Consider the following 12241-nt stretch of genomic DNA (forward strand, 5'->3'; position numbering starts at 1 on the left):
ACGATTTTCTCGCGTTAACTATAAATTAACTGGTTTTGTTTTAATTCGCTGTGGAGGATTATTTTTTACCTCATCAGCAATATACTGTACGAGCTGCTCTGCTAGACCTACTGGGTCAGCACTAAACTGACTTAGGCCTGCTTCAATGATGGCATCTGGCATTGAGCTGCTAGCACAGCTTTCTGGTGCTTGGGTCCAGATAGGGGCTGTCACTTCTTTAAAATTAGCTGCTGCTTGTACACCATCTTGGCCCATGCCACTAAAAATAATGGCGCCTGTATGTTTACCAAAGCGCTGCAAGGTGTTGTTCATTACCTGGTCAATGCAGGGGTTATAAGGCCCATCCCATGCTTTTGACTCTCTAATGACTTCTGCCTGCTCGCCAAACGTAATTACGTTATCAATTGGTACAACCAATACCTCGCCATGAGCAAGCCGATAACCATCTTTGGCTAACACCACCTGAAACTCACTGTGCCGCCCAACTGATTTACCCAGTACTTCTTCAAAGCTGGAATCAATGTGTTGAGCATACACAAAAGCAATGGGTAGCTTGCCTGGCAAGCAGTCTAGAAAATGCTTAACTGCACTTGGGCCCCCAAGTGATGCACCCAGCACCCAGACCCGCTCAGGTATTTCTGGGGGCTCTGCAGCTAAACTAGCCAATATGCTACTGGGCAGTGGTACTGCTTCTTTAGGAGTATCAAATGCGATGGGTGCTGCCGCCTCTTCTGTTTGAGGCAACTGTGCTGGTGGCAGCGGCACTACATTTGACAATTTATTAAGTAGCCTGCGCTCCCAACGTGGATAGTTTTCAGAGGTTCTTGGCGGTGCATCTTCACCATCACCAAATAGAACAGGGACATCACTATATTCAAGGATAAGGTCGATAAAGTCAGACCAGTCTGACTCATCAGACACTAAATCCACATACCAAGCGGCAACGGCTGACTTTAAGGTATCAATATCAACACGATCAGGCGCAAGGTTAAAAATGACTTGATAACCCTGAGCCTGAACCAGTGCTTGGATAAGATGGCGCTGTAAAGAGGTATCAGCAATAACACCCACCTTACCGTGGTGTACATTGCTTACCGCTCTAACCATTCACGTTTACCATTTTCTCTATGGTTTCTAATAGAGGCCCTTCTTGGAATGGTTTACCCAGGTATTCATTAACACCTATGGACATTGCCCGCTCACGGTGTTTTTCACCTGTACGCGAAGTAATCATAATGATTGGTAGGTTCTTCAAGCGTCGATCATTTCTAACGGTGCTAGCAACCTCGAAACCATCCATCCGAGGCATTTCAATATCCAACAGCATGACATCTGGTTTTCTGTCTTGAAGCTGAGCTATGGCTTCCACACCATCTTTAGCTGTCATGACCTCATAACCATTACGCTCCAGCAGGCGAGAGGTTACTTTACGGACTGTAACCGAGTCATCCACCACCATAACCGTTGGTATTTTGGCCTCTTCAACTTCTTCAACAATCTCCTCTACTGGCGCTTCAATTGTGACGCCTGTTGGGGCCAGTGCATGGTGTGCATAATCGGTACGGATGAGGGCAACCAGATCTAGAATGATCACCACCCGGCCATCCCCCAGTATAGTGGCACCTGAAACACCATTCACCAGAGCGAATTGAGCGCCCAGGGTTTTTACCACAATCTCACGGCTACCAGCTAAACTGTCTACTTGAAGTGCTACAGTGTGCTCCGCACCACGGGTCAAGATAACGGGTAATGGTGCCATCACGCCTTGTAAATTAGGCTTACCACGCTTGTGTAGAATGTCCCCTAAATACCTGAGTTTGTAGTCCTGCCCAGCATATTCAAAATCAGGAGCATCTTCTTCGTAGTAGGCTTCCAGCTCATAAGGGCTAACCCGAACCACACCCTCAATGCTGTTTAGTGGAATAGCATATAGGTCATCGCCAATGTAAACCATCAAGGCCCGGTTTACTGACACAGTGAATGGCAGACGGACCACAAAGGTGGTGCCTTGGCCTGGCTCTGATTGGATGACAACGTTACCACCGAGCTGCTTAATTTCACTATGGACCACATCCATCCCCACACCACGGCCGGATATCTGGGTAACTTCTTTAGCCGTACTAAAGCCTGCTTCCAAAATAAACTGCATGATTTCGCTATCAGAAAGATCAGCATCTGCGTCCATCAAGCCCCGTTCAATGGCTTTGGCCCGCACCGCTTCAATATTGACCCCATTTCCATCATCTGCCAGTTCAAGCATCACGTTACCACCTTCTCGGGAAAGGCTTAGTGTGATATGGCCAACCGGCTCTTTGCCAGAATTTGCACGGGCTTCTTCAGACTCAATACCATGGTCAACAGCGTTACGTAGCATATGCTCTAGTGGAGCAACCATCCGCTCCAACACAGTACGGTCCATTTCCCCTTCAGCATTAAGTACATTGAATTCAACGCGCTTGCCCAGTTCAGTGGAGACCTGTCGAACAATTCGACGCAGCCTGGGTAGCAATCGGCTGAAAGGTACCATCCGGGTTTGCATCAACCCTTCTTGTAGCTCAGTGTTTACCCGGGACTGCTGTAGCAATAAGGTTTCTGCGTCACGGTTTTTGTCAGTTAATGCATCCTTTAAGTCCATCAAGTCAGAGGCAGACTCAAACAATGAGCGAGATAGCTGGGTCAACTCCGAATACTCGTCCATCTCCAGAGGGTCGAAGTCCAGCATATGCATACCAGTATCAGCTTCATGTTTTGAGATAATCTGTGCCTGTGTTTCCATATCCAACCGGCGCAGCTGTTCACGTACCCGCTCGATAGTGGTATGCATCTCTTCTAGAGTAAAGCTGATGTCACTGATTTGCTGCTCGACTCGGCCACGGGTAATACTGGTTTCACCCGCTAGGTTTACCAAGCTTTCCAACAGATCTGCTGGCACCTTCACCATTTCCTGTGGTGCCCGGCGACTGCTTTGCAGCATTTGCTGTGCTTTAGAAATAGGACTGACTTTAGCAGGCATCCCATTAGCCAACTGCCTGCCTTCAGCGGGTCTAGGTGGTGTAAATGGAATAATATCTGCCGATGCCTCTTCTCGCAGCAGCTCCCCTTCTTCCTCAGTGACCTCAAAAGCAGGCTGTACAAGCTCCTCACTAACAGAATGTACTACTGGCTGTTCACCTTTCATATAGGCTTTTACAGCATCTGCATGTACTAACAAAATATCCTGACGTGACATTACTTCTTTGAAGAAAGAAGGCTCTATTTCCGATAGCTTGTTTTGTGCCTGAGTAATAAACAGCTCAAAATCATGGGTATAGTTACCTAGCTTACTTAACCCAGCCAGCCTTGCCCCACCTTTCAAGGTATGTAAATGACGCAACAATTCATCAGCATATTGAGCAGCTGTAGGCTCTTTGCTCCAGTTATCAGCGGTGTGCTCAATACTTTCAACAATTTCACTGGCTTCATCTAAAAAGATTTCCAATACATCCTCATCAGCCAGACTTAAATCATCCAAGTCTACTGCTACTGTAGGCACCTCTTGAGGTGTAACAGGCTTCACCTGCTCAGTTGCAACCGTTTTTTTCTCTGGCTGTTTTGGTTTAGCAAATTCTTTTAAGTCTGGTACACCTGCTTCTGGGTGGGTACGGAAAGCATGTAAGCAAGCAATCAAATCATCCGCTGGGCGACAGAAATTAGTGTTTCTCAGCTCATCAAGCATATCTGCTAGACGGTCATGACACTCAAGCAATAAATCAAATAGTGGTTGAGCTGTTTTCAAGCGACCATCACTAAGCCCTTCGTAAAGAAACTCCAGCTCATGGCTAAGATCACCAATTTCAGTAATCTCTGCCATTCTGGCTCCCCCTTTTAGGGTATGCAGATCCCGCTGTAGCTCTTCCACTTCAAACATACTGCTTGGATCTTCAATCCATTTGTGCAGAGAAGTGGCTGTGCTTTCCATGATGTCATTGGCTTCTTCTAAGAAGATTTCGACTAACTCAGGGTCACGGAACTCGGCCTTAGCAATCTCTTCTTCAGTAGGCTCAGCTCCCCCTTCAGCAATAGACTGTTCTTCCTCTGGCTCATCGATAACTATTTCTTCTTCTATCGCCAGATCGGCAAGGTTGGCATCCTCAGGAATTAAGTCTTCATTTGAGGGTTCTTCAAGTCCTTCATACTCTGCATCTAAACCTTCTTCTGCCGCAGTCAGCTTGGCTTCCAGGTCAAAGTCGATTCCAGTATCGACTTCAAGAGTTGGCATTTCTCCCAGTTCAATGGTTTCTTCTTCCATATCACTGATAGAAGTTGGAGCTGCCGTCTCTAGTAGCTGGGTTAGCTGTTGTACTTGCTCTTTAGCGGGCTCAACTGATTGAACAGCAGCTATATTATCCATCATGCCTATCAGCTGTTCATGGGCATCTTTTACCACTTGGAAGAACTGCTCACTTAGAGATATCCGCCCCTCAAGAACAGCTATATAAGTGTCTCGTAATGCCTCACAGAGTTCAGCCAAAGCATATAGCTCAGCTTCTTCAGCCCCTTCTATGAGCGATGCTAGCTCACTGATCAGCTCATTCAGCTCATCACCAGGTACCGGTTTTTGGCTCCATTGGTGTAGGATCTCACCTGCATCCAACAGTAGCTCCATTCCCTCAGTTAAAAAGCTAAAACCTGTCGCTTCTCGTGGCTCTCCAAGAAGCTCTCCCTCAACAACTTTCGTTATCTTCTCTTGTTGCAGCTGAGCTACTTTATTTAGGAAGGCTTCTAGCTGAGGCTGGCTAAACGGAATGGTTTTACCAGCTTGAGGCACACTGGCTTCAAATAAGTTGTTAGCTTCATCCAGTAAGTTAACAACCTCTTCATCAGCCTTAATCATATGGTTTCGCAAGTCGACCACCAGGGTTTCCAGGGGCCCGGCAAGCAGTGCGATTGGTTCAACTCCCGCCATATGAGCACTACCTTTTAAGGTATGCAACGCACGGGGGAGTTCATCTGATATTGGCTGAGGCTCATTATAGGCACGGCAGTGATCAATAAACTGACCGACTGTTTTAATATGGGACTCTGCTTCGTTTTGGAAAATTTCCAGTAGGATTGGGTCAACTTCTTCTGTGTCTTCCAATTCCTCCGCTGAAGATCCACCAGTTTTCTCTGAGGGGGCGGCTGCCTCCTCAGCTTCAGCGGCTTGAGACTCCTTTTGCGTAGGAACTCCTTCAGCTTCATCAATATGAGCTGGTGCTTCGTAAGGTAAACCTTTTGAATAAGCCTCTGCTTCAGCCATTAAAGACTCAGCTAAAGGTGTCAACTTTTGTCGTCGGTGCTCAAAGTCATCCACCAGGCTCGGTAAGGTGAGCCTGACTCTCTCTATAATGCTAAACAACACCTCAGAGGTTTCAATAGTGCCATCGATCACTCGATTCAGCATATTCTCCACTGACCAAGCTAGCTCACCTACTATTGTTGCTCCTACAAGCCGACCGCTGCCTTTTAAGGTATGGAATGAACGACGCACTTCGGTAAGTGCATTGTTATCACCAGGATTGGCTTGCCATTGTGGGAAAAACTCAGCGATGGTTTCTTGTACTTCTCCTGCTTCTTCAATGAAGATTTCGATGACTTCATCATCAATCAAGTCATCCTCTTCTTCCTCTACTTCAGCAGCAGGGGCTGCCTCAACAAGAGCCTCTTCAATAGTTTGCTCTTCAGCTACCGGCTCAGCTTCTAGCGCTTCATCTTCTAATGTGAACTCTATTTCTTCAACAGCTTCGGCTTCTTCAGGTAACTCTGGTAGCTCGTCTGCTGTTATTTCTTCTTCTGCCTCCAGCTCAACTGGCAGTTCCTCTTTCGCAACAGATTTGCCTGGTTTCATCTCATCGCTGATGAGACCTTCAACGTCAAATTCTTCCTCTTCTTCTACTTCTTCTGGCTCTCTTGCAATTACCACAGGAGCTAGTGGCTCTTCACCACGCAGCTCTGACTTACTAAAACCAAGGTGCATCAAACTTTCTTCTGCAACATCCAGAATCAGCTCATTTTGCGTAACGTTGTCTTCTGTTAAACGCTCTAGATAGTATTCAACACTGGTAATGGCATCTGCCAAGGTATCCAGCGCCTGCCATTGAGGAATCGCTTTTTTAACTAACAGATCGAGCTGTACATAGCGCTGACAGGCAGCGATTAAAATAGAGGCTCGTTCTAGTGGAATCATGGCCAAACCACCACGCACCTCATCAAGTAGCAGGGGTACGTCTTTTAGTTTTTCATGATCCCATTGCGATGCAATAAACTCGATGATGGCATCTTTACCTTGCTCTAAACCATTACGAGCTTCGCGAATAACTGCACCGTGAACTTCAGTAATTTTAGAGGCAGGAATTAATGCTTCATTTCCTTCTTCCCCTTCTTTGGCTAAAGGCTCTTGCAGCATGCCAGATAAGGTGGCTTCCACATACAACAGAGCACCCGCCACATCCATTAAGGTATTGTCTTCCAGAGGGCGCTCATTATTAGCCAGCGCTTCAATAATTTCTGTTTGCTCAACCAACACCTTTCGTGGAATGCCTAACCCAAGCACACCTACTGTGTCAGATATTCTTTTTAAAGTAGGTAACTGTTTTTTTAAGTGCTCTGCTTCTTTATTGGCATCGCGAACAAATAGGTCGAGGGCTTCTTTCACCTCAACCAGTTCTTCAATTAATACTTCAACAACGGAACCAACAGCCTCTTTATCTGGCCCTGCTAGTGCGTCACGTTCCGCAATAATGGTTTGTTCACTGGGTAATGCATCATCGAGATTAAATTTATCTTTTATTTCTCGAATACGTTGAGTTTCATTATCAGACTTAGCTACGTAATAAAGTAAGTTCTTTATTAAATCATCAGGCGCAGGCTCATTTAACGCTTCAGGCCCCTCATCTACGACACGCTTTATTTCATGCTCAACCTGTCGTAATAATGAACGCACAGAACTGCCATTATGAATAGAGCCATTAGCAATACCCTCTATTACTCCTTTGGCAATCCACCACAACTGTCCTAGAGGGGTTTTTAAAAAAAGCTGTTCTAAGCGGCTAAAAACCTTCACCATATAGTTGAGGTTTTCAGCCATATGCTGATCACGTAACACCCCAATTAAGGCAAACTGATACATTTGCCGTAGTTTTTTCAGCAGCGTATCAAAGCTTTCGCCTTTTAATTTTTGAATAGCAGTTGGTTTTAATTTCGGGTATTTATGCTCTAGGGTCGGAGAAAATAGCGAGGTTTCCGAGAGCAGCTTTTCACCACGAGCTGCACGGATGTCATTTAAAATAGGTAGCAAAATAACAGGTAGGTCTCGCCGACCACTTTGCACCCGGTCTAAATACATTGGCAGCTGTAAAATTGACTGCATTAATACTTCCTGCGCTTCGGTGATACTCCGCGCAGTATTATTTAATAGTGCTTGTGCCAATGCTTCCATTTCTTCGGCAAGTAATGCAGCCCCATAGAACTCCACCATCTGCAAAGTACCATGCACATGGTGAATATGGTTGAGGCAAAACCTCATCCGGGTTAAATCCTGTGGATTTTCTACAAACGCCTCCAAAGCTTGTCTGGCGCGTTTGAGCTCCTCATCTATTTCCGGTTTAACCCAGTCCAGGGCTACATAGTCGTGGCGATCGCCCATAACTACTCCACCAAACTATTTGCTGCTTGCCTTGCTACGATAAAAGGCAAGCGCGCTGTCACTGTGAGTACGTTGAAGATCAGTGTGAACCCAATCAACCACCTCTCCCAGACCTAATACCATTAAGCCGCCAGGGGCTAAACGCTCAACCAACCGATTTAAAATGGTTTTACGTCGCCAACGGCGGAAGTAAATTAATAAGTTCTGACAGAAAATTATATCCATCCCATGCATCGGTGCTTTATCCAGTTCTAATACATTGACTCTGGCAAAGCAGACCCGCTCTTTCAACCGAGGCACCACTTCATAATGCTGCTGACTTTTCTGCTCAAAATAGGTAGCCAACAATTGGTCATCCAGGGTTTCTAACTTGCGGTGATGGTAAATACCTTGTCGGGCTTTGGCTAAGGCAGGCACACTTATGTCCGTTGCTGTCACTCCAAAGTAGTAGCCCTTGCCAATTTTGCTTAAGCATTGATCTGCTAACATCGCAAGCGAATAGGCTTCTTCTCCTGTTGAGCAACCGACACTCCAGATTTCAACCGATTTTTTTTCTTGATTTTCACGTTGAATTAAGAAGTCTTTAACAACATCAAATGAAGGCTCATGACGAAAAAAACGCGTCTCTTGGACTGTCAACCGATCAACCAAAGTGGCCCATTCCTGTGCAGCAGAAGGACCAGTAGACACTTCTTCGTAATACGCTTGGTAACTGCTAAAACCAAGCTCACGCATCCGAATGCCCACACTGGTTTGCAAGAAACTTTTGCGCTGTTCAGTAATAGTCATACCTGTGCGTTCTTCGAGCAATGCCTTCCACTGCTCAAACTGGGCCTGATCCATGTCAGGCAGAGCTTGTAATGACCATTCATTTGTCACCGTCATGGTGTCACAACCTAATAAGCACCTCGTTGGTTATTGTCAATGACCTCCTATTACCTAATTAATTCAATGCTTCTGATTCTGGCAATTTGAAGCCCGCTACCGATTTACGCATTTCTGTCGCTAGCTCTGCTAGGTTACCGATAGAATTAGCAGTCGCATTTGTACCAGCAGAAGTTTGAGAGGTAATTTCTTGGATTACATTCATCGTATTCGAAATATGCCCCGCAGATGAAGCCTGCTGGCGTGCGGCATTCGAAATGTTTTGAATTAAATCTGCTAAGTGTTTGGAAACCTTCTCAATTTCCTCTAGAGAGACACCCGCATCTTGAGCTAGTCGAGCACCTTTAACCACCTCAGCTGTCGTTTGTTCCATCGAAATTACCGCTTCGTTGGTATCGGTCTGGATGGTTTTTACCAGTGCTTCAATCTGTTTAGTTGCAGCTGATGAGCGCTCCGCCAACCGCTGTACCTCGTCCGCTACCACCGCGAAACCACGACCTGCGTCGCCTGCCATCGATGCCTGAATCGCTGCGTTCAATGCCAAAATGTTGGTTTGGTCAGCGATGTCATTAATCAACGATACGATGTCCCCGATTTCCTGAGAAGATTCACCCAAACGCTTAATCCGTTTTGAAGTGTCTTGTATCTGCTCACGAATCGTATCCATCCCTGCGATAGTATTTTGTACAACTTCGTTACCTTTGTTCGCAATTCCCACCGAACGTTCCGCTACCGCGGCTGACTCAGCTGCGTTGGCAGATACCTGATCGATAGAAACCGCCATTTGGTTAACCGCTGCAGATGCCCCTGCAATTTCTTGAGCCTGGTGTTCAGAAGCCTCAGCTAAATGCATCGCTGTTGCCTGGGTTTCTTGAGCAGCAGACGACACTTGTACAGCAGTTTCGTTAATAGTAGTTACCAACTGTCGTAGCTGGTCGATAGAGAAGTTGATAGAGTCTGCTATCGCACCAGTGAAGTCTTCGGTTACGGTTGCGGATACAGTTAAGTCACCATCTGCCAAGTCGGCTAATTCGTCCAGTAATCGTAAAATCGCATTCTGGTTTGCTTCGTTAGCTTCTGCTGTTTCGCGCAAGCGATTACGAGAGTCGACTACCAGCACAAAACCAATGCCAATTACTGCAATCAGACCAACCAAACCAAAAATCAAACCAAAATAAGTTTTTAGCGGTCTTTCCTCTGCAAGGTTTTCAATACTATCAGCAAGACCAGTGGTGTCTTTCAACAGTTGTTGGGTATCGGTAAATATTTGGTCAGATGCTTCACGTACTTGGAATAGCTCGGGAGATGTTTCCAGAATCTCATCCACACTACCACTTACGAATTCAAATAAGTCACTAATTTCATTTAGTCGGTCAACTGCTTCATCATTAGCTACTTTGGTAATATTCAGTGATTCGTCACCGTTGATCATGCCGTTCAGTACACGACCAAACAAACTGGCATCCCGACCAAAACTGTCAGCTGCCATTACTGATTCTTCAGTACCTTCCAATACTTTGTTAACACTACCAACAATACGTTCTGCCAACCATGATTGACGCTGAGCAACTGCCACCTGATCTGCTGGTGCATTATTGTCGAGCAGAATTTCTACAACTTCATCATACTCAATTTGTAACTGGGGAATGGTTTCAGACAACGTAGACGCTACGTCGTGCAAGGAAAGAACGGTATCTTCCGTTTGTAAAATACTATCGGCATTACTTTTTACTTTATCCCATGTGGTCTTCAAACTGGCCATTTGCGTATTAACAGTATCAGACCCCTGATCAGCAATTGAGGGTAAGTGGGCCTCACCATTTTCCAAAATATCCATCCGGGTTTGGAAATTGTTACGTGCCTGGTTAAGCAATAAAAATGCTTCTTCTGTACCACTTGCTGCCTCAGTCGCGTTTTTTGCTATCTGCTGAGATAATACTTTCAACTCCCCGGCATGGCCGATATATTCCTTATCTTGCGTAGCTTTAACGTTAACGTCGTACAAAATAAACGCTGCTGCAACCACCGCTATAATAACCACTACGATTAAAACAGCCACAAGCACAAAGGCTTGGTTCTTAGCTTTACCCTTCATGTTTTAATGGCCCCCGCATGGCCTACAACATTTATGTTTGTTATCGCAATCACCATCACAAGCAGACTCTTAGCCTGCTTCCCTGAATACCCATTAAACAGCCACCTGAAAAAAATCAGGATGCTCTGCTAAGGCAAACAGACTAAATACCAACCATAGCTCATCATCGCGCTCATATGAGCCAGTGAGAAAAGACTGCAGACTTTCTGGTGTTTCTCGTGGAATTTGATTCATAAACCCATCAATGGCGAAGTGCTGCATTCCCAGCACTTCATCAACCACCAAACCACTGACTGTTTCGCTGTACTCAACAACTAATATCCGACGCATCTTTCTGGTAGAAGACAGCCGATCCCCTAAAAAATCAGGTAAATCCATTATCGGAATTAATCGTCCACGTACATTGGCAATACCCTTTACCCATGGTTTTACCCCTGGTAGTTGGGTATAATTAGGGACTGGTAATATTTCAGCCACCTCTTCCATCGGTGCGACAAAATGCTGCTCACCGATCCGAAAACCTACGCCACTCCAGTGAGCTTTTACCTCAACCTGAGCAGGCAAGCCAGCTGCATGCTGTTTGCTTCGTTTGGCAATATCCTGAAGGATTTTAAAAGGAGTTTGCACCTCGGCCATTGTTATTAACCTTAACGACTTGCTTCCGCCAGTACATTATTTAAGGTCTTAACCAAAACAGACTCTTCGACAGGTTTCGTCAAATAATCTTTTGCGCCTTGTCGCTTGCCCCATACCCGGTCAGTTTCTTGATCTTTAGTAGTAACAATTATAACTGGGATATGGCTTGTGCCAGGGTCTTTTGTTAATTGTCGAGTCGCTTGAAAGCCATTTAAGCCAGGCATGACGATATCCATTAATACCGCATCTGGCTTCTGATCCCTCGCCAATGCAACCCCATCAGCACCATTTTCTGCTTCCAACACAGCATGGCCGTGTTTTTCAAGCATCTCTTTCAGCTTGTATCGTTCAGTGGGTGAGTCCTCTACAATCAGTACTCGAGCCATAATTCCCCCAAAATTAATTCACCTATACCCGATAACCGTGGCTGCTGAATGTTCACGGTTACTGGCACCATCTGAAAAAACACCATTTAAAAAAACCGGTTAGGCATTGTTAGCTGAAGGTACATGAGCGCGTATTGCACCAAGCAGTTCTTCTTTGCTAAACGGCTTGGTGAGATATTGATCAGAGCCAACAATGCGCCCTTTAGCCTTATCAAACAAACCGTCTTTACTAGATAACATGATAACAGGGGTGGCTTTGAATGCACTGTTATTTTTGATCAGGGCGCATGTTTGATAGCCATCTAGACGAGGCATCATTATGTCCACAAAAATAATATTGGGCTGGGTATCGGCTATTTTAGCCAGTGCATCAAACCCATCTGTTGCTGTTACCACAGTACAGCCAACCTTTTTAAGTAGAGTTTCCGCAGTACGGCGAATCGTCTTACTATCGTCGATCACCATTACTTTCAAACTCTCGAAGTTGTCTTCCATACTCTAACGCCTTCAGCCTTAGGGTTACTCTTCAACTTTAGTCAGTGGTTAGACCACAGAAGCAGTCAGAATTCCGCGTCA

General features: G+C 45.6%; 7 protein-coding genes. All 7 read right to left on the reverse strand.

Annotated elements, in window-relative coordinates; translation table 11 throughout:
- Window positions 1-18 precede the first annotated feature (18 nt).
- The 7 genes from OQE68_RS10595 to pilG all read right to left on the reverse strand — a co-directional run bounded on the left by OQE68_RS10595 (window position 19) and on the right by pilG (window position 12160).
- Window positions 19-1107, reverse strand: a complete 1089-nt coding sequence (locus OQE68_RS10595) for a chemotaxis protein CheB (RefSeq protein WP_180566530.1) — start codon at window positions 1105-1107, stop codon at window positions 19-21.
- Entirely contained in the window at window positions 1100-7663 is a 6564-nt protein-coding gene (locus tag OQE68_RS10600) for an Hpt domain-containing protein (RefSeq protein WP_180566531.1), read from the reverse strand. The genes OQE68_RS10595 and OQE68_RS10600 overlap by 8 nt, the downstream gene beginning before the upstream one ends.
- Window positions 7664-7678: 15 nt before the next feature.
- The gene (locus OQE68_RS10605; RefSeq protein ID WP_180566532.1) at window positions 7679-8548 is read right to left on the reverse strand and encodes a CheR family methyltransferase; all 870 of its coding nucleotides are present in this window, start codon (window positions 8546-8548) and stop codon (window positions 7679-7681) included.
- A 58-nt stretch (window positions 8549-8606) separates the two neighbouring features.
- A complete protein-coding gene (locus OQE68_RS10610) occupies window positions 8607-10643 on the reverse strand; it encodes a methyl-accepting chemotaxis protein (protein WP_180566533.1) in 2037 nt (678 codons plus the stop codon).
- A gap of 93 nt (window positions 10644-10736) precedes the next feature.
- Window positions 10737-11279: a chemotaxis protein CheW gene (locus tag OQE68_RS10615; RefSeq protein WP_180566534.1), complete on the reverse strand. Its 543-nt coding sequence runs from the start codon at window positions 11277-11279 to the stop codon at window positions 10737-10739.
- 11 nt (window positions 11280-11290) lie between these two features.
- Window positions 11291-11665 (reverse strand): twitching motility response regulator PilH, encoded by a 375-nt coding sequence (pilH, locus tag OQE68_RS10620; RefSeq protein WP_180566535.1) that lies wholly within the window; start codon window positions 11663-11665, stop codon window positions 11291-11293.
- 99 nt (window positions 11666-11764) lie between these two features.
- The gene (gene pilG, locus OQE68_RS10625; RefSeq protein WP_163836154.1) at window positions 11765-12160 is read right to left on the reverse strand and encodes a twitching motility response regulator PilG; all 396 of its coding nucleotides are present in this window, start codon (window positions 12158-12160) and stop codon (window positions 11765-11767) included.
- Window positions 12161-12241 lie beyond the last annotated feature (81 nt).

The organism is Spartinivicinus marinus (assembly GCF_026309355.1).
Lineage (GTDB): Bacteria > Pseudomonadota > Gammaproteobacteria > Pseudomonadales > Zooshikellaceae > Spartinivicinus > Spartinivicinus marinus.

Bases quoted from the DNA above. Each gene is read 5' to 3' on its own strand.
- OQE68_RS10600 (WP_180566531.1), bottom strand. From the start codon at position 7,663: ATGGGCGATCGCCACGACTATGTAGCCCTGGACTGGGTTAAACCGGAA.
- OQE68_RS10610 (WP_180566533.1), bottom strand. From the start codon at position 10,643: ATGAAGGGTAAAGCTAAGAACCAAGCCTTTGTGCTTGTGGCTGTTTTA.
- pilH (WP_180566535.1), bottom strand. From the start codon at position 11,665: ATGGCTCGAGTACTGATTGTAGAGGACTCACCCACTGAACGATACAAG.
- OQE68_RS10605 (WP_180566532.1), bottom strand. From the start codon at position 8,548: ATGACGGTGACAAATGAATGGTCATTACAAGCTCTGCCTGACATGGAT.
- OQE68_RS10595 (WP_180566530.1), bottom strand. From the start codon at position 1,107: ATGGTTAGAGCGGTAAGCAATGTACACCACGGTAAGGTGGGTGTTATT.
- OQE68_RS10615 (WP_180566534.1), bottom strand. From the start codon at position 11,279: ATGGCCGAGGTGCAAACTCCTTTTAAAATCCTTCAGGATATTGCCAAA.
- pilG (WP_163836154.1), bottom strand. From the start codon at position 12,160: ATGGAAGACAACTTCGAGAGTTTGAAAGTAATGGTGATCGACGATAGT.